This is a genomic window from Variovorax flavidus, assembly GCF_030317145.1.
Taxonomy (GTDB): domain Bacteria; phylum Pseudomonadota; class Gammaproteobacteria; order Burkholderiales; family Burkholderiaceae_C; genus Variovorax; species Variovorax flavidus.
Genome location: NZ_JASZYE010000003.1, coordinates 557,176 through 577,578 on the forward strand (window position 1 = coordinate 557,176; position 20,403 = coordinate 577,578).

A 20,403-nucleotide genomic window follows, 5' to 3' on the forward strand; every position below is an offset into this window, starting at 1 on the left:
TAGGCGCCAACCGCTGTATCTCACCGCCTCGATGCGCTCGAAGCTCGGCCAAGCCGATCGCGCCAATCTGAGCCAGGCAATCGCTCGCTAAGAAGCGCGCCGGCCTGTCTGGACGGGCTGGCCGCAACACGCCGTCCTGCTGCATTCGCTGCCGTCAAGCCTGTCAGTCAGCCGGCAAAAGCGGCTGCTTCTGCCATCATGAGCGCCTAGCCCGTCCGGCCGGACACCCGCCCCCTTACCGGAGCACGCACTTGCCACAAGACCTCCACCTCGACGCCTACGTCAGCTTCACCCTCGCGGTTCTGCTGCTCTTTGTCGGCAAGGCGTGCACGCGCCGCTTCGAGCTGTTGCGGCGCTACAGCATTCCGGAACCGGTACTGGGCGGGCTGGTATGCATCGTGGTTGTCAGCGCTCTGTATCTGACCCTTGGGCTGAAGGTCGATTTCCAGCTCGGTGTGCGGGACATCCTGCTCCTGTACTTCTTCGCAGCCATCGGGCTCGCGTCGGATGTTCGGACCCTGAGCCAAGGCGGGCGGCCGCTGGCGGTGCTGCTGGCGCTCGCCGCTGTCTTCATCGTGGTGCAAAACCTGGTCGGCATGGGGGTGGCGCTCGGTTTCGGGATGGACCGCCGCGTGGGGCTCCTGACGGGCTCGATCTCCCTCACCGGCGGCGTAGGCACCACCCTGGCGTGGGTGCCCCATTTCGTCCGCGACCTCGGCATCACCAATGCAGAGGTCATCGGACTGTCCAGCAACATGGCGGGGCTGATCGCAGCATGCGCGATCGGCGGCCCCATCGCCGCCTACCTGATACACCGGCACCAGCTCGTTTCGTCGGCCGAGGCCGCGCTGGAGCCCGGTGCCCACTACGAAGACGAGAACCGCACGCGTCTCGACTACAACGGGGTGCTGATGGCGCTGCTCTGGCTCAACGTGGCGTTGATCCTGGGTCGCGGCATCAGCGACCTCATCGCGTTGACGGGGCTGAGGCTGCCAGCCTTTGTCGGCACCCTCATCGCCGGCATTCTGGTCCGCAACGTGACCTCGTTGTTCACCAAGCAGAAGGGCCAGCTCTGGCATTGGGACCGCATGCGGGCCGGAGTGTCCCTGATCTCGGATGTCTGCCTCGGCGTCTTCCTGACCATGGCGCTCATGGGCCTGCAGCTCTGGCAGATGCAAGGTGTCGCGGTGTTTGTGCTGACCGCGGTGGTGCTGCAGGTGGTGCTGGCGATCGGCTTCACAGTCTTCGTCGTTTATTGGTTCATGGGGCGCGACTATGAGTCGGCGGTGATCTGCGCAGGCTTTGGCGGCATCGCGCTGGGCTCGACCGCCACCGCCATCGCGAACATGAGTGCGGTGACGCGGGACCATGGCTCCGCGCCGCGTGCGTTCATCGTGGTGCCGCTCGTATGCGGCTTCTTCATCGACCTGGTCAACGCATTGGTCATTGGGTTCATGGCGAAGTAAAGGCGACCGACCGCCTGCGCTGCCAATGCGACTGCAGAGAGGTCGCGTATAAGCCGAGAATTGACGGCCGCAAATCGTCACAACCGGAGGGAAATCAGATGCGACAAACCGCACTTGCCCTTGTTCTGACTCTCGCTGGATGCGCCACGCCTGCAATCTATCAAGACCCGAAGACGGGCCAGGTCCAGCAGTGCACCACGAATGTGCCTCCGACGCTCCCGCTTCTCGCGCAGCAGGACATCGACAAATGCGCTCAGGCGTTCGAGCGGATGGGCTGGAAGAAGCAGTAGGCCTCCTGCGTGGATCCGCTTCAGGGGCTCGGCGCCTTGCGTTTCCTCAACCTATCGGCTGGCTATACTCGGCCCCGTCACGTCGAGAGACGCGACCGGGATTGGTCTCCCGTATGCACCTCTGCGACGCAAGCCGCAGCATCTACCGCAACGTAGTCTGCGGCTTCGTCGTCTCGTGCCCCATTTTTTGGCGGCTCGGGCGGGGAGCCGCAAGGCTCGCCGGTTCTCGCAAGAGGTGCCCGGTAGACCAACCTGTTCGAGTCGCCGCCTCCGATTGGTCTCGGTAGCGGCGGCTGTTGCAAACCGCACCTCTTGGAGGCCATTGATGGTCCACCCTACTTGCGCGCTCGCGCGCCCCCCAGACGATCCCCCCGCCAGGGACAACCCATCCGCCCCCGCTCAAAGCGATCTCGCAGCGCTCACCAAGCAGGCGCTCGCCCATATCGACTCATTGCGGGAAGCCCATGAAGCGACCGCATGCATCCAGGACCTTGTCGCTTGCGCACGAGTTGCGCGCGGCGATGCGTTCCAGCCCACCACGACCGGATTGCGCTCTCTCTTGACCTTGGTCCACGACGAATACGAGCGCCGCTCCGAGCGCACGCCCGCGATCATCACCGCGTTGAGGCAATGGACTTCGCCTTGAAGCAAAGCCACGCGCGAGACGACTGCGCTCGCGCGTGCCTCGTCGCCCTGGTTACCGCACCTTGCCTTCGCGCCAGGCCGTCAGCAGCTTGGTGTAGTCGATCGTCTCGCCCTTCGGCTTCTCGTTGTCGAGCTTCTTCCACGGTGCGTGCTCGGTGCTCAGCATCTTGGCCGGGTCGCCCTTCGGCGCGAGCTTGGGCGCGCACTTGGCCATGCCGGCGCGCTCCAGGCGACCCATCACGTTGTCCATTTCCTCGGCCAGGTTGTCCATCGCCTTCTGCGGGGTCTTCTCGCCGGTAACGGCCTCGGCGACGTTCTTCCACCAGAGTTGCGCCAGCTTCGGATAGTCGGGCACGTTGGTGCCGGTCGGTGTCCACGCCACGCGCGCCGGGCTGCGATAGAACTCGATGAGGCCCCCGTACTTGTCGGCGTTCTTGGTGAAGAACTCGTGGCGGATGTCGCTCTCGCGGATGAAGGTCAGGCCCACCACGCTCTTCTTGGTCGACACGGTCTTAGAGGTCACGAACTGCGCGTAGAGCCATGCGGCGGCCGTCTTGTTGGCGTCATGGCCCTTGAAGAAGGTCCACGAGCCGACGTCCTGGTAGCCGTTCTGCATGCCCTGCTTCCAGTACGGGCCGTTGGGGCCAGGGGCCATGCGCCACTTGGGCGAGCCGTCAGGGTTGACGACGGGCAGGCCCGCCTTGGTCATGTCGGCGGTGAAGGCCGTGTACCAGAAGATCTGCTGCGCGATCTGCCCTTGCGCGGGTACGGGACCGGCTTCGCCGAAGGTCATGCCGGTGGCTTCCTTGGGCGCGTATTTCTTCATCCAGTCGACGTACTTGGTCAGCGCATAGACGGCGGCCGGCGAGTTGGTCGCGCCGCCGCGTGACACGCTGGCGCCGACGGGGGTGCACTTGTCGGCCGCGACCTTGATGCCCCATTCGTCCACCGGCATGCCGTTGGGGATGCCCTTGTCTGCCGTGCCGGCCATGGAGAGCCATGCGTCGGTGAAGCGCCAGCCGAGCGATGGGTCCTTCTTGCCGTAGTCCATGTGGCCGTAGATGGGCTTGCCGTCGATGGTCTTCACGTCGTTGGTGAAGAACTCCGCGATGTCCTCGTAGGCGCTCCAGTTGAGCGGCACGCCGAGCTCATAGCCGTACTTCGCCTTGAACTTGTCCTGCAGGTCCTTGCGGGCGAACAGGTCGGCGCGGAACCAGTAGAGGTTGGCGAACTGCTGGTCGGGCAACTGGTAGAGCTGGCCGTCCGGCGCGGTGGTGAAGCTGGTGCCGATGAAATCCTTCACGTCCAGGCCGGGGTTCGTCCATTCCTTGCCGGCGCCGCCCATGTACTCGGTGAGCGACATGATCTTGCCGTAGCGGTAGTGCGTGCCAATCAGGTCGGAATCCGAGATCCAGCCGTCATAGATCGACTTGCCCGACTGCATGGAGGTCTGCAGTTTCTCGACCACGTCGCCTTCCTGGATCAGGTCGTGCTTGACCTTGATGCCGGTGATTTCCTCGAAGGCCTTGGCGAGCGTCTTCGATTCGTACTCGTGCGTGGTGATGGTCTCCGACACCACCGACACTTCCTTCACGCCCTTGTCCTGCAGTTTCTTGGCGGCGTCGATGAACCACTTCATCTCGGCGGTCTGCTGCTCCTTGCTCAGGCTCGATGGCTGGAACTCGCTGTCGATCCATTTCTTGGCTTCCGCCTCCCCGGCCCAGGCGCTCTGCAAGGCGAAAGTCGCCGCGGCCAGTGCCAATGCTGTGTAGCGAATCTTCATGGTCGTCTCCTCGATGGCGCTTCCCGGTTCTTGCGGAGGCGGCTCCGGGAAAGCGGAGAGCCGGTCCGTTGGAAATCGAAGCTCAGCCCTTGCGCATGATCAGCACGAGAACGAGCATCGAAATGACGAAGCTGATCCAGATCGACGGCTCGGCTTCCAGGCTCATCCACTCCTGCAGCTTGCCCGCGATGCCGATGAAGATCAGGTTGATGTACGCGGCGATGAGCAGCCCGATGAAGAGCCGGTCGCCCCGGGTCGTTTCCAGCGGCAGCCAGCCGCGGCGCAAGGTGGTGGGCGACTTGAGTTCCCACACGGTCATGCCGACGAGCATCAGCGCGATGCAGGTGAAGAAGACCGCCACGGGGGTGGTCCAGACCATCCAATCGAACATGCTGCCTCCTTAGACGCGACCCATCGCGAAGCCCTTCGCGATGTAGTGGCGGACGAACCAGATGACGATGGCGCCGGGCACGATGGTGAGTACACCGGCCGCCGCCAGCGTGGCCCAATCCATGCCCGATGCGCTGACGGTACGCGTCATCGTTGCGACGATCGGCTTGGCGTTCACGCTGGTCAGCGTGCGTGCCAGCAACAGCTCGACCCAGCTGAACATGAAGCAGAAGAAGGCCGCGACGCCGACGCCCGCCTTGATGAGCGGCAGGAAGATGGTGAGGAAGAAGCGCGGGAACGAGTAGCCGTCGATGTAGGCCGTCTCGTCGATCTCGCGCGGTATGCCGCTCATGAAGCCTTCGAGGATCCACACCGCCAGCGGCACGTTGAAGAGCAGGTGTGCCAGCGCGACGCCGAGGTGCGTGTCCATCAGGCCGACGGTCGAGTAGAGCTGGAAGAAGGGCAGCAGGAACACGGCCGGCGGCGTCATGCGGTTGGTCAGCAGCCAGAAGAAGACATGCTTGTCGCCAAGGAAGGAATAGCGCGAGAACGCATAGGCAGCCGGCAGCGCCACCGTGATCGAGATGACCGTGTTGATGCCGACGTAGATCAGGCTGTTGATGTAGCCCGAGTACCAGGATTCGTCGGTGAAGATGCGCCGGTAGTTGTCCCAGGTGAAGGTCTGCGGAAAGAACGAGAAACTCGACAGGATCTCCTCGTTGGTCTTGAAGCTCATGTTGACCATCCAGTAGATGGGCAATAGCGCGAACACGATGTAGAACACCAGGAACACGCTGCGCTTGCGGAAGCGGTCTTCGTTCATTTGGTTTCCTCCACCACGTCCTGGGTGCCGACTCTCAGCATCCAGCTGTAGAGCACGAAGCACAGCAGCAGGATGATCAGGAAGTAGATCAGCGAGAACGCCGCCGCCGGGCCGAGGTCGAACTGCCCGACCGCCTTCTGCGTGAGGTACTGGCTCAGGAAGGTGGTCGCATTGCCCGGCCCGCCGCCAGTGAGCACGAAGGGCTCGGTGTAGATCATGAAGCTGTCCATGAAGCGCAGCAGCACGGCAATCACGAGCACACCGCGCATCTTGGGCAACTGGATGTAGCGGAACACCGCGAACTTGCTGGCGCCGTCGATGCGCGCGGCCTGGTAGTAGGCGTCTGGGATCGAGCGCAGGCCGGCAAAACACAGCAGCGCGACCAGCGGCGTCCAGTGCCAGACGTCCATCAGCAGCACCGTGAGCCAGGCATCCCTTGCGTTGCCGGTGTAGCTGTAGTCGATGCCGAGCTTCTGCAACGCGTAGCCGAAGAGCCCGATGTCGGCGCGGCCGAAGATCTGCCAGATGGTGCCGACCACGTTCCAAGGGATCAGCAGCGAGAGCGCCACCACGACCAGCACGGCGGACGCCTTCCAGCCGGTCGACGGCATCGAGAGCGCAAGCACGATGCCCAGCGGGATCTCGACCAGCAGCACCGCAATCGAAAAGCCGAGTTGCCGCCACAGCGCGGCGTGCAGTTCACCGTCGCGCATCACCGCGGCGAACCATTCGGTGCCGACGAATACACGGCGCTCGGGAGAGATGATGTCCTGCACCGAGTAGTTGACGACGGTCATCAGCGGCACGATGGCCGAGAAGGCGACGCAGATCAGCACGGGCAGCACGAGCCACCACGCACGCTGGTTGATGGGCTTGTTGGTTCCGTTCATGGAGCAACCTCCGTGCTTCGCGCTGCGGTGTTCGTCCTGGGTGCGGCCGGGCGGCTCATGCCACCAGCTCCTCGTCGCGGTAGAAACAGCTCTTGCGGCCGACCACCTGCAGCCAGACGGTGCTGCCGACAGGTGGGACCACGGCGTCGGACGCCAGCCGAGCCTTCAGCGCACTGCCGTCGAGCTTGGCGCTCAGCATCAGATGCGTGCCGACGTCCTGCAGCTGCGTCAGCGTCGCGGGCACTGCGCCCGGCGCATTCGGCTCGACCAGCGCGACGTACTCCGGCCGGATGCCGAGCTTGAGCGCGCCTTCAGGCAAGTCACGCGTTGAAGGCAAACGCGTGCCCGCGATGTCGAGCATGCCGCCCGCACTCTGCGCCGGCAGGAAGTTCATGCCCGGCGAACCGATGAAGTGCCCGACGAAGGTGTGGGCCGGCCGCTCGAACAGCGCCTCGGCGCTGCCGATCTGCACCGCCTTGCCGCGCGTCATCACGACCACTTCCTCGGCGAAGGTCAGTGCCTCGACCTGGTCGTGCGTGACATAGATCAGCGTGAGCTTCAGCTCGCGGTGGATCTGCTTCAGCTTGCGCCGCAACTGCCATTTGAGGTGCGGGTCGATGACGGTCAGCGGCTCGTCGAAGAGCACCGCGGAAACATCGCTGCGCACCAGCCCGCGACCCAGCGAGATCTTCTGCTTGGCATCGGCGGCAAGGCCGGCCGCGCGCTGGTTGAGCTGGCCGCTCATGTCGAGCATCTCTGCAATCTCGCCGACGCGCCTGCGGATCTGCTCTGCGGGCATGTTGCGGTTGCGCAGCGGAAACGCGAGGTTCTGGGCCACGGTCATCGTGTCGTAGATCACCGGAAACTGGAACACCTGCGCGATGTTGCGCTGCTGCGGCGTCTCCAGCGTCACGTCGCGGCCGTTGAACTTGACGCTGCCCTTCGAAGGCGCCAACAGGCCCGAGATGATGTTGAGCATGGTGGTCTTGCCGCAGCCCGAGGGGCCGAGCAAGGCATAGGCGCCGCCGTCTCGGAAGCTCATCTTGAGCGGCAGCAGCGCATAGTCGCTGTCCTGCGTCGGGTTGGGGCGATAGGCGTGGGCGAGGTCCAGGTCGATGCGGGCCATGTCAGCCTCCCTTGCGCCAGGCGGGTGCGACGGCCAGCCGCTCGCCGCTGTCGAACACATAGGCTTGCGACGCGCTGAAATACAGCGTGATCGCCGCGCCGAGATCGAAGCGATGCACGCCGGTGAGCTGCGCGACCAGCTCGCCAACCAGCGTCTCGACGTGGACAAAGGTGTCGGAGCCCGAGATCTCCGCGAGTTCCACCTTTCCCGGCAAGGCGATGTCGCCATCGCTCGCGCCGACGTTGAGGGCGCTCGCGCGCAGACCGATCGTGACCGCACCCTCGATGCCGGCCGGCAGGCCGATCGGCAGCATGGGCCCGCCTTCCGTCTGCACGCCGCCAGCCACCACGTGCCCCGCCATCAGGTTCATCGGCGGATCGCTGAAAGCGCGCGCCACGCGCAGGGATTGCGGCGCATGGAAGACTTCTGCGGTCGGGCCGTACTGCAGCAGTTCGCCGGAATCCATCACCGCCGTGTAGCCGCCGAGCAGCAGGGCTTCGCCAGGTTCGGTGGTGGCGTAGATCACCGTTGAATCGCCCGTTGCGAAGAGCTGCGTGAGTTCCTCGCGCAGACCCTCGCGCAGCTTGTAGTCGAGGTTCACCAGGGGTTCGTCGAGCAGCATCAGAGGGGCACCCTTGGCCAGGGCGCGGGCCAGGGCCACACGCTGCTGCTGCCCGCCCGACAGCTCGGCCGGGTAGCGGTCGAGGAACATGCCGATGTGCAGCTTGTCGGCCAGCTCGCGCACGCGCGCATCGATGTTCTTCTCGCCGCGCAGCTTGAGCGGCGAACCGATGTTCTCCGCGACCTTGAGCGAGGGGTAGTTGATGAACTGCTGGTAGACCATCGCCACGTTTCGCTCGCGCACCGGCACGCCCGTCACGTCCTTGCCGTCGACGAAGACCTTGCCTTCGGTCGGCGCGTCGAGCCCGGCCATGAGCCGCATCAGGCTGGTCTTGCCGGCCTGCGTGGCGCCCAGCAGCACGGTCACCGCGCCGCTCTTCGGGGCGATGCTCTGCGGGTAGAGCCAGGTCTGCGCGCCCACCTTCTTGGTGACGCGTTCGAGTGTCAGCTGCATGGAGCTCCCTCTTTCAAGCGTGCATGGGCCTGCATCCAGACGTTGACCTGGTCGCGTTCCGCCTGGGTGAAGTGGAGGCCGAGCTTGGAGCGGCGCCACAGCACGTCGTCGCCGCTGCACGCCCATTCCTCGTCGCGCAGGTAGTGCAGCTCGCGCTCGTGGAGCCCGGGCGCGACGGCCTCGCCCATGTCGTCCATCGATTGCGCGTCGCCGATGACGTCCGCCACGCGGGCGCCGTAGGCCCGTGCGAGCCGGCGAGCGAGGTTGAATTCCAGCCACGGGTATTGGATGCGGACTGCATCGACGAAGCGTTCGAAGTCGTCGTCGGGCCGCGACGTGCGGCTGGTGCCGCCAATCCACGCCGAAAGATCCCCGCCGGCCATGAACGCGCCGTCGGTCCACGCCGGCCGGGTCTCGCCAAGCATCCGCCCTACTTCGTCGGCCGCATCCTCGGCCAGCTTGCGGAAGGTCGTGATCTTGCCGCCCCACACCGACAGCAACGGCGCTGCAGCGGTGTTGGTCTCGAGCATGTAGTCGCGCGTCACCGCCGACGGGTCGCCGGACGCGTCGTCGAGCAGCGGCCGGACGCCCGAATAGGTCCAGACCACGTCCGCTGGCGTGACCGGCTTCCTGAAATAGCGGCTGGCCTGCGTGCAGAGGTAGTCGACTTCGTCATCGCTGATGCGCGCGGCGCCCGGGTCGTCGCCCTGCAGTTCGATGTCCGTAGTGCCGATCAGCGTGAAGTCGTCCTGGTAAGGGATCGCGAAGATGATCCGCTTGTCGGGGTTCTGGAAGATGTAGGCGTGGTCATGGCCGAAGACGCGCGGCACCACGATGTGGCTGCCCTTCACCAGTCGCAGATGCCGGGTCGCCAGCGCCTCGCCCTGCGCCGATTGCGCCACGCCGCGTAGAAAGGCTTCGGCCCACGGCCCGGCCGCGTTGACCACGGCGCGCGCGCGCACAGTGCGCTGGCCTTCCGGGCCTTCGAGCACGGCCGTCCAGCCATCGGCATTGCGTTGCGCTCTGACGCAGCGGGTGCGCGTGAGCACCTCGGCGCCGCGTGCGCGTGCATCGAGCGCGTTCAGCACCACGAGCCGCGCGTCGTCGACCCAGCCGTCCGAGTAGACGAAGCCGCGCTTGAACTCGGGCTTGAGCGCCGCGCCGGCCTCGTGCCGCTTCAGGTCGACGGTGCGCGAACCCGGCAGCACCTCGCGGCGGGCCAGGTGGTCGTACATGAAGAGGCCGATGCGGATCATCCAGGCGGGACGCATCGACGGATCGTGCGGCATCACGAAACGCAGCGGCCACATGATGTGCGGGGCGCTCTTGAGCAGCACCTCGCGCTCCTGCAGCGCCTTGCGCACCAGCGAGAACTCGTAGTACTCGAGATAACGGAGCCCCCCGTGGATCAGCTTGGTGGAGGACGACGAGGTGTGCGCCGCGAGATCGTCCTTCTCGCACAGCACGACGCGCCAGCCCCGGCCGGCCAGGTCGCGCGCGATGCCGCAGCCATTGATGCCGCCGCCGACGATCAGCACGTCGCAATCAGCGGCGGAGGCGCTCGGTGACGGGGGTGATTCGCTCACGAGGGATGGGTCCGTTTGAATGTGACTTAATGCACGGTTTGCGGGCTCTTCGCTTTCGAATTTTTTCATTCTGGTTCCTTATGGCGCGATTTTCTTCGGCGTTAACCCTTAAGTCCATTCGTTTCCTTTCGTTCTACAGTCGTTTGCCCCCTCGATCCGCCGCCCGTGAACTCCAATCCGCGTCAACTCAAGCTGCTCAATACCGTGCGTTCGCGCGGTTCCATCACCGTCGAACAGCTGGCCGACATGCTCGGCGTGACCCTGCAGACGGTGCGCCGCGACGTGCAGCGCCTGGCGGACGAAGGGCATCTCACGCGTTTTCATGGCGGCGTCCGGGTGCCGAGCTCGACCACGGAGAACATCGGCTACCAGCAGCGCGAGACGCTGCATGCCGAGGGCAAGGCGCGGATCGCGCGCGCGGTGGCGGCGCGGGTGCCGAACGACTGCTCGCTGATCCTCAACATCGGCACCACGACCGAGGCCATCGCGAAAGCGCTGCTCCGCCACACGGGCCTGCGTGTGATCACGAACAACCTGAACGTCGCGACCATCCTGAGCGACAACCCGAACTGCGAGGTGATCGTGGCGGGCGGCTCGGTGCGGCTGCGCGACCGTGCCATCGTCGGCGAGGCGACAGTCGATTTCATTCGCCAGTTCAAGGTCGACATCGCGTTGATCGGCGTGTCGAGCATCGAGGCCGACGGCACGCTGCGCGACTTCGACCTGCGCGAGGTGAAGGTGGCGCAAACCATCATCGCGCAGGCCCGGGAGGTGTGGCTCGCTGCCGATGCGAGCAAGTTCAACCGCCCTGCGATGATCGAGCTCGCGAAGCTCTCGCAGATCGATTGCCTCTTCACGGACGCGGAACCGCCACCGCCCTTCCCCGAGCTGATCGAGCGTGCGCAAGTCCGCTGCGAGATCGCGCGCGAACACTGAAGGACTTTTCTCCATGACCTACCTGCTCGCCCTCGACCAGGGCACGTCGAGCTCCCGCAGCATCGTCTTTGACGGCGAGGGGCACATCGTTGCCATCGCCCAACGGGAACTCACGCAGATCTACCCGCAGCCCGGCTGGGTCGAACACGACCCGATGGAAATCTGGACCAGCCAACTCGCCACAGCGCGCGAGGTGCTCGCCAAGGCCAGGCTGAAGCCGAGCGACATCCACGCGGTCGGCATCACGAATCAGCGCGAAACCACGGTGCTCTGGAACCGCAAGACGGGCCATCCGGTGCATCACGCCATCGTCTGGCAGGACCGCCGCGCAGAGCCGCTGTGCGCCAGGCTGCGCGAGGACGGCATGACGAACACCATCCAGGAGAAGACCGGCCTGGTGATCGACGCCTATTTCTCAGGCACCAAGCTGCGCTGGCTGCTCGACAACGTGCCTGGCGCACGCGCCCAGGCCGAGCGCGGCGAACTCGCGTTCGGCACCATCGACAGCTGGCTCATCTGGCAGCTGACCGGCGGCAAGGTGCATGTCACAGACGTCAGCAACGCGTCGCGCACCATGCTCTTCAACGTGCACGGCAACCAGTGGGACGCGGATCTTCTGAAGGCGCTGGACATCCCCGCATCGCTGATGCCGGAGGTCAAGCCGTCGAGTGCGCACTTCGCCGATACCGACGCGGCGCTGCTGGAGCGCAGCCTGCCGATCGGCGGCGTCGCGGGCGACCAGCAGAGTGCCCTTTTCGGCCAGGCCTGCTTCGAAGCCGGCATGGCGAAGAACACCTATGGCACCGGCTGCTTCCTGCTGATGCATACGGGCGGCGCCTTCCAGCCCTCGCACAACGGCCTGCTCGTCACCAGCGCCGCGCAGACCAGCGCGCAACCGCAGTACGCGATGGAAGGCAGTGTCTTCGTCGGCGGCGCGGTCGTGCAGTGGCTGCGCGACGGCCTCAAGGCGATCCCGGGCAGCGCGCAGGTGCAGGCGCTTGCCGAGAGCGTGCCCGATGCGGGCGGCGTGATGATGGTGCCGGCCTTCACGGGACTCGGCGCACCTTATTGGGACGCGGAGGCGCGCGGCATCATCACCGGGCTCACGCGCGGCACCACCGTGGCGCACATCGCGCGTGCCGCGCTGGAAAGCATCGCGTACCAGAGTGCCGCGCTGTTGCAGGCAATGAGCCGCGACGCGGTTGCGGCGGGCGGAACACCGGTGGCGGAATTGCGCGTGGACGGCGGCGCGTGCGTGAACGATCTGCTGATGCAGTTTCAGGCCGATCTGCTCGGAATACCTGTCGTGCGGCCGGAAGTGACGGAGACCACTGCGCTGGGGGCGGCCTATCTTGCGGGGCTGTCCACGGGCGTGTACAGCGACGTGGCGCAGCTGTCGAAGCTGTGGCGCATCGAGCGTCGCTTCATGCCCACCTTGAGTCGCTCCAAGGCAGACGAAGCGATGGGGCGGTGGGAGATGGCGGTGCGGCGGGCAACGCTGGATGGGCGGCCGTAGGGCATTGCCAAACCAGAAGGCGGTGGCCTTGGTCAGGGCTCCCCGGGAGGAACTCTGACCAAGGCCACCGCCTTTAGTCTGCTCTTCAGTTCAATAGGGCTCACCCGGCCCTACTGGGCTATCAGAGCACTGCCATGCCGGCCTGCACGTACAGCGTCACGTCGGTCAGTTGGGTGTTCTGGTAGATGTCGTAAGGCACGTCACCGAATCCGGTCTGCCCCACGATCTGCCAGTCAGCCTTGTCGGTGAGCGTCAGGGTGTCCCTGCCGTCGCCGGAGACGCGCAGCGTCTTGTCCGACGACATGCCCGAAACCACATCACCCGACAACGTCAGCCTGGTTTCGGCCGTGTCGGTCATGTTGAGATGCTCGAAGCTGCGCAGCGAGTTCGTCGCCAGCGCAGTCAGGTCGAGATCCGCCACGCCGCTGAACAGCAGGGTGTCGGTGCCGCTGCTGCCGTCGTAGATGTGGCTGGCCTCAGGCAGGGCCGTCAGCTTGGCGACGTCGTCGAAGATGTTGAAGAGGTGGTACGTCGTCTCCAACTCATCGCCATCGGCTTCGCGCACGGTCGTCACCAGTTTCAGCTCGGCCGGTACTTCCGCACCGTCATCCATCGCAAACCGCACCGGGGCATGGCCCTTCTCCAGCACTTCCGGGTTGAAGGTCCAGAGATCGGACTTTGCATCGTAAGTGCCATCGGCGGCAGAGAGGCCGACGCCCGACGGCAGCCAGACCGACATCGACAGCGTCTCGGACCCATCCGTGTCGGTGACGGCCACATCCAGGTCGATAGCTGACTGGTTCACGCGCACCACGTTCAGCTCGGGCGCATCGGCCACGCCGGTGATCTTGAAGGTCGCGGTACCGGTCGCCGCACCGCCCACGGCGTTGGTCATGGTGTAGGTCACTGTGTCCGTGCCAGACCAGTTCTCGTTGGGCGTGTACTGGACCGTACCATCGGCTGCGAAGGTTACAGTGCCGTTGGCGGCGCCCGTCACCGCGGTCAGCTGCATCCCGAACATGCCGGCGGCGGGGATTCCCGTCATCAGGTTCGCGCTCAGCGCCGTGTCCTCCGTGCCGGCGAACTGCTGGGCCGTGACGTTGCCGATTTGCACGCGTTCCCAGTTGATGACCTTCAGGTCGATGGACTTGAACTGGAACGCATCGCACGACTTCCCTGCATCCAGGTGAGCCTGGTAGGCAGCCAGGTCGGCCAGGATCGCGGGATTCTTCAGCTCGGCTTCCGTCAGCTTCAGCACCAGGGTGTCCCTGCCGTCACCGCCACCAAGGAAGTTCTTGTTCAGCTCGTTGCCGGCGAAGGTGAAGTGGCCCGTGTCATTGCCGCCGCCCGCGTACAGCGTGCTGCTTCCGACGCCGAGGATGATCGTGTCGTCGGAGTCGCTCAGCTTCAGGTATTCATTGCCGTTGCCGGTTTCGATGTAGCTGGTGTTGCCGGGCAAGCCCCACGCATAGATCGTGTCGTTGCCATTGCCGGTGAACAACTCGTTGTTGCCGCCGCCGAGCTCGATGCAGTTGTTGCCGTCACCCGCATGGATGATGCTGTTGCTGTCGGCATCATGAGCCGCGTAGATCTTGTCGTTGCCGGCGCCAGCCGTGACCAGGTTGTTGCCCTTGCCCGCGTAGACGGTGTTGTCGCCTTCGCCTGCGTGGATCTCGTCGTCCCCGGGACCGGCATGGATGGTGTCGTTGCCTTTACCAGTCTCGACGTAGTTGTTGCCTTCGCCCGCCTTGATGTAGTTGCTGCCGTCGCTGCCGTAGATCGTGTCGTCGCCCTCGTAGGCGGTGATGGTGTCGTTGCCCGTGCTTCCACGAGCGTCGACCGAGTTGTTGCCTGCACCAACGGAGATGTTGTTGTTGCCCCCGGCCACCGTCACGACGTCGTTGCCCGAATTCGTGATGATGGTGGAGTTTCCGCGACCGCTGGCGATGGTGTTGTTGCCGTGGCCTGCGTCGATGTGGTTGTTGCCGTCCCCGGCGTCGATCACGTCGTCGCCGTAGCCGCTGTAGATGCTGTCGTTGCCCGCACCCGTCGTGACCTTGTTGTTGCCCTCGTTGACGTCGACATAGTTCTTGCCCTCGCCGGCGTTGACGGTGTCGTCTCCGGAGTAGGCGTAGATGTTGTCGTTGCCGCTGCCAGCGATGACGCTGTTGTTGCCGTGGCCGACATTGATCACGTTGTTGCCGTCGCCGGCGTCGATGATGTCGTGGCCGGCGTAGGTGCTGATCGAATCGTTGGTCGAGCCTTTGGTGACCACCACTTGCTCCGCCTCCGCCTTGGGCGTGTAGGCAGCGTTGTCGATCAGCACTTCCATCTTTTCCCAGCCGTCCACCTTCAGGTCGATCGACTTGAACTGGTATGCCGAGGTATCGCCCGCGGCCAGGCGCGCACGATACGCGTCGACGTCCGCCTTGACGTCGGCCCGTTCCATCTCGGCCGAGGTGAAGCTCAGAACCAGCGTATCGACTCCGGCGCCGCCCGACAGGACGTTGCGCGCGGTCAGGTTGTCGCCAAACCGCAGGAACGCGGTGTCATTGCCATTGCCGGCGCTGAGCGTGCTGTTGCTGGCAGTGCCTTCTTCGGCCAGGTAGACGATGTCGTTGGCATCGCCGAGCACGATCGTGTCCATGCCGCCACCGGCTCGGATCACGTTGGTGTTGCCGAGGTAGCCCGCAGCATGAATGGTGTCGTTCCCCGTGCCCGTGACGACGTCGTTGTTGCCGTTGCCCACGCTCACGAAGTTGTTGCCTGCGCCGGCGTCGACGGTGTCGTGACCGAGGCCGCCATGGATGGAGTCGTTGCCCGTCCCGGCCGTGACCTTGTTGTTGCCGTAGCCCACGTCGATGTAGTTGCTGCCATTGCCGACGACAACGACGTCGTTGCCCACGCCCGCGTAGATCTTGTTGTTGCCGCCACCGAGGGTGACGTTGTTGTTGCCTTCCCCGGCTTTGATCGTGTTGGCGCCGTTGCCGGCCACGATCGTGTCGTCTCCGGTGTGGGACGTGATCGAGTTGTCGCCGGTGCCGGTCGTCACGTTGTTGTTGCCGTAGCCGACGTTGATCGTCTTCTTGCCGTCTTGCGTCACGACGACATCGTTGCCCCCACCCGCGGTGATGGAGTCGACACCATTGCCCGAGGTGATGCTGTTGTTGCCCCCGCCGCCAACGATGGTGTTGTTGCCGCTGCCGGCATCGATGGTGTCGTTGCCGTCGCACACCTCGATGCAGTCATTGCCGCTGCCGGACACAACGGCATTGTTGCCGGCGCCGACGTCGATGTTGTTGTTGCCTTCGCCGGCGGAGATGGTGTCGTTGCCGGCCAGAGCGCGAATCGTGTCGTCGCCCGTGCCGGTCACTACCTTGTTCTGGCCATAGCTCACGTCCACGTAGTTCTTGCCGTCGCCGGCATCCACGGCATCGCTGCCGTGATTGGCATGGATCGTGTCGTTGCCAGCGCCTGCGAGGATGGCGTTGACGCCGTGGCCGGCATTGATGCGGTTGTGGCCCTCGCCGGCGTGGATGATGTCGTCGTCGTCGCAGGCCGTGATGGTGTCGTTGCCGGCCTGGGTCGTGATCACGTTGTTGCCGTCGCCAGCGTCGATCGTCTTGTTGCCGTTGCCCGTGGTGATGACGTCGTGGCCATCACCTGCGACGATATTGTCGGTACCGTTGCCGGTGGTGATCTGGTTGTTGCCATGGCCGGCCTTGATGGTGTTGTTGCCATCGCCAGCATGGATCGTGTCGTTGCCAACACCCGTCTGGATGGTGTCGTTGCCGAAGCCGGTGTGAATGGTCTCGCTGCTCCCAGCGGTCTTGATGATTTTCTCGTCTGCCATGCAGTTCTTTCTTATCCCTGTTTGTCTTGCCGTTCCTTCGGCATTCGCCCAGAGCCCATCTCCGGGCGAAATGGGATGCTAGTAGGCAGGTGGCGGAATGGGTTGCTCCAGGCCCTCTCAATTGCCACGCGAAAATTCAGGGATTGAGGTTCATGCGTTCACACACCGCTCATGAGTCAGCGCGTGCCTGCCGCGCGTTCAGTTCGCCGTGCTGATCAGTTGGTCATACCGTGCCAACCCTGCATCACGGCTGTACTTCCCGGCATCGAGCTTCGCTTGCTTGCGTAGCGGCCATTGAGCCTGCGGCGTCTCGAGGACATCCACCACCGTCTTCGCGATGGCCTCGACATTGAAGAAGTCCACAAGGCGCCCGTTCACCCCCTCGTGAAGTACTTCACGTACCGGCGCGGTGTTCGAGCCGACGACGAGCGCGCCCGCAGCCATGGCCTCCAGCATCGACCAGCTCAGCACAAACGGATAAGTCAGATAGACGTGCGCGGCGGACACTTGCAGCACGCGCAAATACTGCGCTCTAGGGATTCGTCCCATGAAGTGCGTCCTCGCCGGATCCAGCACGACTTCGCGCAACATCTTCTCGCGCCAGTTCGCCGCGTCCCTGGGTGGCGACCCGTAACTGACCTCGTCACCGCCCACCACGATGGCATGGCATCCCGGGTGCGCCTTCTGGATCCTCTCCAGTGCCCGCATGAAGATGTGGAAGCCACGATAGGGCTCCAGATTGCGCGCCACGTAGGTGATGACAGGATCGCCGACCTTGAGCAAGGTCCCATTCGAGGTAGCGACAGTCGCGGCTGGATCGGGTCCCAGGCCCTCGGTGTCGATGCCCTCGTGCTGCATCACGATCTTCGGCCGCAGGATTTCGGGGTACCGGCTGCGCTGCCACTCGGTCGGGCTGACGGCGACATCGCAATTGACGAGGTTCAGCGCGTGCTGCGCGTTCCAGGTGCGGATGCGTGCGCGATCGTCGAAGCTGATGGGATGCTCCGGATCAAAGCCCAGGTCGGCACCGTCCGCGTTGTAGTACCACTCGCAGAGATGCACGAGCCGAGCGTCCGGAAAGACGTCCTTCGCGTACAAGGCCTCGCCCCAACCCGGATGCGCCAGGATCACGTCGGGAACGAAGCCTTCGCGACGAATCTCGAGCATGGCCCGAGCGGTGGCCTGGCCGTGCAATGTGGCCGCCTCCATTTGCCGGAGGTACGGGTGTTGATGCACATGCGGCTCGCGCGCAACGCGGTATCGCATCAGCTTGTCGAAGCCGGGCAGTCCGGGAGCGCTGTCGCGCCCGAGGGCCCGGACGTCCCATCCCGGTCGCGCCGCCCACGCGCGCGCAAAGTGACCGAACTGACCCGGGAAGTTCTGGTGCATGACCAGAACCCGCTTCCCATTCGCATGCGACGGCTGACCGGCGCCCGACAAGACAACGGGCGCTCGTGCGCCCGCTTTGACTACAGCCTTCTTCATGGGCCGCCTCCTTGAACCTGTGTGACAGGCGGAGACGATACATCAGGCTGTTCTTCGGAGTTCCCTCAGTGACCCGGGACCAGGAAGTCCTGGCTGATCCGCCACCCCAGTTCATTCACGCGGTCCAGGAACTGAGTCAGGTAGGCATGCAGTCCGGTCGCGAGGATCTCGTCGACGCGCGCGTATTGCAGGTCGGCCAGCAGCTTTCCGGCGCGGCGCTGGGTCTCGGCGCTTTGCTCGTTCTTCACCTTGTCGAGGTTGCTGACGACCTCGTTGAGACTTGCATGCAGCGAGCGCGGCATGTCGGCGCGCAGGATCAGAAGCTCGGCCACGCGCTCGGGCTTGATCACGTCGCGGTAGACCTTGCGGTAGACCTCGAAGGCGGAGACGCTGCGCAGGATCGCGCTCCAGTGATAGAAGTCGTACTCCTGGTCTTCCTCGGTGGCGGTGCCGAAGAACTCGCTGTTGAGCGCGTGGAACTTGACGTCGACCAGCCGCGCCGTGTTGTCCGCGCGTTCGAGGAAGGTACCCAGGCGCGAGAAGTAGAAGGCCTCGTCCTGCAGCATGGTGCCCAGGGTCACGCCGCGCGAGAGGTGCGAGCGGAACTTGACCCACTCGAAGAACTGCGCAGGGTCGCGCTCGAAGTCGCCGGCACGCAGCATGCGATTGACTTCGAGCCAGGTGGTGTTCTGCGTTTCCCAGGCTTCGGTCGTCAGCGCGCCTCGCACGGCGCGGGCATTCTCGCGCGCGGCGCGCAGGCACGAGACGATCGACGAGGGATTCGACTCGTCCTTGACCATGAACTCCATCACCTCGGCGGGCTTGAACTGGTCATGCTTCTCGTTGTAGATCGTCAGCAGTTCGCTGATGGAGAGCAGCCCCTGCCAGCCGTACTTGGCGACTTCGGCGGACTGCGGCAGCAGTGAGGTCTGGTAGTTGACGTCGAGCATGCGCGCGGTGTTCTCCGCGCGCTCGGTGTAGCGCGACATCCAGTAGAGGTGATCGGCGGTGCGTGACAACATATCTGTGGCTCCCCTGATCAGGACGACGACTGGCTTTGCGATTGCACGGATTCGCGCGGCTTGGCGCTGCGGTCCGCCTCGAGGATCCAGGTGTCCTTGGTGCCGCCGCCCTGCGACGAGTTGACGACCAGCGATCCCTCCTTGAGCGCGACGCGGGTGAGGCCGCCCGGCACCATCTGGACTTCCTTGGCCGACAGCACGAAAGGCCGCAGGTCGATATGGCGCGGCGCGATGCCGGCATCCACGAAGGTCGGCGAGGTGGAGAGGCTCAGCGTCGGCTGCGCGATGTAGCCGTCGGGCTTGGCGAGCACGGCCTTCTTGAAGTCCTCGATCTCGGCCTGGGTGGCGGCCGGGCCGATGAGCATGCCGTAGCCGCCGGCGCCATGCACTTCCTTGACGACCAGGTCCTTCATGTTGGCGAGCGTGTAGTCGAGTTCGTCCTTGTTGCGGCACATGTAGGTGGGCACGTTCTTGAGGATGGGCTTCTCGCCGAGGTAGAACTCGATCATCTTCGGCACGTAGGGGTAGATCGACTTGTCGTCCGCGACGCCGGTGCCGACGGCATTGCAGATGACGACGTTGCCCTCGCGGTAGGCGCGCATCAGGCCCGCGGTGCCGAGCGTAGAAGTCGGACGGAAGACCTCGGGGTCGAGGAAGTCGTCGTCGACGCGGCGGTAGATGACGTCCACACGCTTGGGGCCGCGCGTGGTGCGCATGTAGACGAAGTCGTCCTTGACGAAGAGATCCTGCCCTTCGACCAACTCCACGCCCATCTGCTGCGCGAGGAAGGCGTGCTCGAAGTAGGCGCTGTTGTACATGCCGGGGGTGAGCACGACGACGGTGGGCTCGGCGGTGGCCGGCGGCGCGGAGGCGCGCAGGGTTTCGAGCAACAGGTCGGGATAGTGCGCGACGGGTGCGATGCGGTTCTGGCTGAAAAGCTCGGGAAAGAGCCGCATCATCATCTTGCGGTTCTCCAGCATGTAGCTCACGCCGCTGGGCACGCGCAGGTTGTCTTCCAGCACGTAGTACTCGCCGTTGCCGCTCGCGTCCGGTGCCCGGACGATGTCGATGCCGGCAATGTGCGAGTAGACGTCGTTGGGCACCTTCACGCCGACCATTTCGGGCCGGTATTGAGCGTTGTTCAGGATCTGCTCGGCCGGAATGACGCCGGCCTTGATGATTTCCTGGCCGTGGTAGACGTCATGGATGAAGCGGTTGAGCGCCGTCACGCGCTGCACCAGGCCCTTTTCCATCGAGGCCCATTCGTGCGCCGGGATGATGCGGGGCAACAGGTCGAAGGGGATCAGCCGCTCGGTGCCGGAGCCGTCCTCGTCCTTCGCACCGTAGACGGCAAAAGTGATGCCGACCCGGCGGAAGATCATTTCCGCCTCCTCGCGCCGCGATCGCATCACCTCGCCGGGTTGCTTCGCAAGCCATTGGTCGTAGCGTCTGTAGTGGCTTCGGACCGCTGCGCCGTTGTAGGGCAGCTGCTCATACATCTCATCGAATTTGTGCAT

General features: G+C 64.6%; 14 protein-coding genes. 3 read left to right on the forward strand and 11 right to left on the reverse strand.

Features of this window, described 5'->3' with window-relative positions:
- Positions 1-251 precede the first annotated feature (251 nt).
- Positions 252-1,466, forward strand: a complete 1,215-nt coding sequence (gene gltS / locus QTH90_RS17870) for a sodium/glutamate symporter (RefSeq protein ID WP_286665902.1) — start codon at positions 252-254, stop codon at positions 1,464-1,466.
- A gap of 987 nt (positions 1,467-2,453) precedes the next feature.
- Here gltS and QTH90_RS17875 read toward each other — a convergent pair.
- The 7 genes from QTH90_RS17875 to glpD all read right to left on the reverse strand — a co-directional run bounded on the left by QTH90_RS17875 (position 2,454) and on the right by glpD (position 10,143).
- On the reverse strand, positions 2,454-4,184 hold the full coding sequence (locus QTH90_RS17875; RefSeq protein WP_286665903.1) for an ABC transporter substrate-binding protein: 1,731 nt from the start codon (positions 4,182-4,184) through the stop codon (positions 2,454-2,456).
- An 82-nt stretch (positions 4,185-4,266) separates the two neighbouring features.
- On the reverse strand, positions 4,267-4,575 hold the full coding sequence (locus QTH90_RS17880) for a DUF2160 domain-containing protein (RefSeq protein ID WP_286665904.1): 309 nt from the start codon (positions 4,573-4,575) through the stop codon (positions 4,267-4,269).
- Positions 4,576-4,584: 9 nt separating this feature from the next.
- The gene (locus QTH90_RS17885; protein ID WP_286665905.1) at positions 4,585-5,397 is read right to left on the reverse strand and encodes a carbohydrate ABC transporter permease; all 813 of its coding nucleotides are present in this window, start codon (positions 5,395-5,397) and stop codon (positions 4,585-4,587) included.
- A complete protein-coding gene (locus tag QTH90_RS17890; RefSeq protein ID WP_286665906.1) occupies positions 5,394-6,287 on the reverse strand; it encodes a carbohydrate ABC transporter permease in 894 nt (297 codons plus the stop codon). Before QTH90_RS17890 ends, QTH90_RS17885 begins: the two co-directional genes overlap by 4 nt.
- Positions 6,288-6,342: 55 nt before the next feature.
- On the reverse strand, positions 6,343-7,413 hold the full coding sequence (locus QTH90_RS17895; protein ID WP_286665907.1) for an ABC transporter ATP-binding protein: 1,071 nt from the start codon (positions 7,411-7,413) through the stop codon (positions 6,343-6,345).
- A 1-nt stretch (position 7,414) separates the two neighbouring features.
- Positions 7,415-8,488, reverse strand: a complete 1,074-nt coding sequence (locus QTH90_RS17900; protein ID WP_286665908.1) for an ABC transporter ATP-binding protein — start codon at positions 8,486-8,488, stop codon at positions 7,415-7,417.
- On the reverse strand, positions 8,479-10,143 hold the full coding sequence (gene glpD / locus QTH90_RS17905; protein ID WP_286665909.1) for a glycerol-3-phosphate dehydrogenase: 1,665 nt from the start codon (positions 10,141-10,143) through the stop codon (positions 8,479-8,481). Before glpD ends, QTH90_RS17900 begins: the two co-directional genes overlap by 10 nt.
- A 96-nt stretch (positions 10,144-10,239) precedes the next feature.
- Here glpD and QTH90_RS17910 point away from each other — a divergent pair, with 96 nt between their 5' ends.
- Positions 10,240-11,010, forward strand: coding sequence for a DeoR/GlpR family DNA-binding transcription regulator (locus QTH90_RS17910; protein ID WP_286665910.1), 771 nt, complete (start codon positions 10,240-10,242; stop codon positions 11,008-11,010).
- Between the two features lie 13 nt (positions 11,011-11,023).
- Positions 11,024-12,526, forward strand: a complete 1,503-nt coding sequence (gene glpK, locus QTH90_RS17915; protein ID WP_286665911.1) for a glycerol kinase GlpK — start codon at positions 11,024-11,026, stop codon at positions 12,524-12,526.
- 121 nt (positions 12,527-12,647) lie between these two features.
- Here glpK and QTH90_RS17920 read toward each other — a convergent pair whose 3' ends face one another.
- The 4 genes from QTH90_RS17920 to QTH90_RS17935 all read right to left on the reverse strand — a co-directional run bounded on the left by QTH90_RS17920 (position 12,648) and on the right by QTH90_RS17935 (position 20,403).
- Positions 12,648-16,379 carry an Ig-like domain-containing protein gene (locus tag QTH90_RS17920; RefSeq protein WP_286665912.1) on the reverse strand — a complete coding sequence of 1,244 codons (3,732 nt, stop codon included), beginning with the start codon at positions 16,377-16,379 and terminating at the stop codon, positions 12,648-12,650.
- 198 nt (positions 16,380-16,577) lie between these two features.
- The gene (locus tag QTH90_RS17925) at positions 16,578-17,864 is read right to left on the reverse strand and encodes a glycosyltransferase family 4 protein (protein WP_286665913.1); all 1,287 of its coding nucleotides are present in this window, start codon (positions 17,862-17,864) and stop codon (positions 16,578-16,580) included.
- A gap of 65 nt (positions 17,865-17,929) precedes the next feature.
- Positions 17,930-18,886, reverse strand: a complete 957-nt coding sequence (locus QTH90_RS17930; RefSeq protein WP_286665914.1) for an alpha-E domain-containing protein — start codon at positions 18,884-18,886, stop codon at positions 17,930-17,932.
- A 17-nt stretch (positions 18,887-18,903) separates the two neighbouring features.
- Positions 18,904-20,403 carry a circularly permuted type 2 ATP-grasp protein gene (locus QTH90_RS17935; RefSeq protein WP_286665915.1) on the reverse strand — a complete coding sequence of 500 codons (1,500 nt, stop codon included), beginning with the start codon at positions 20,401-20,403 and terminating at the stop codon, positions 18,904-18,906.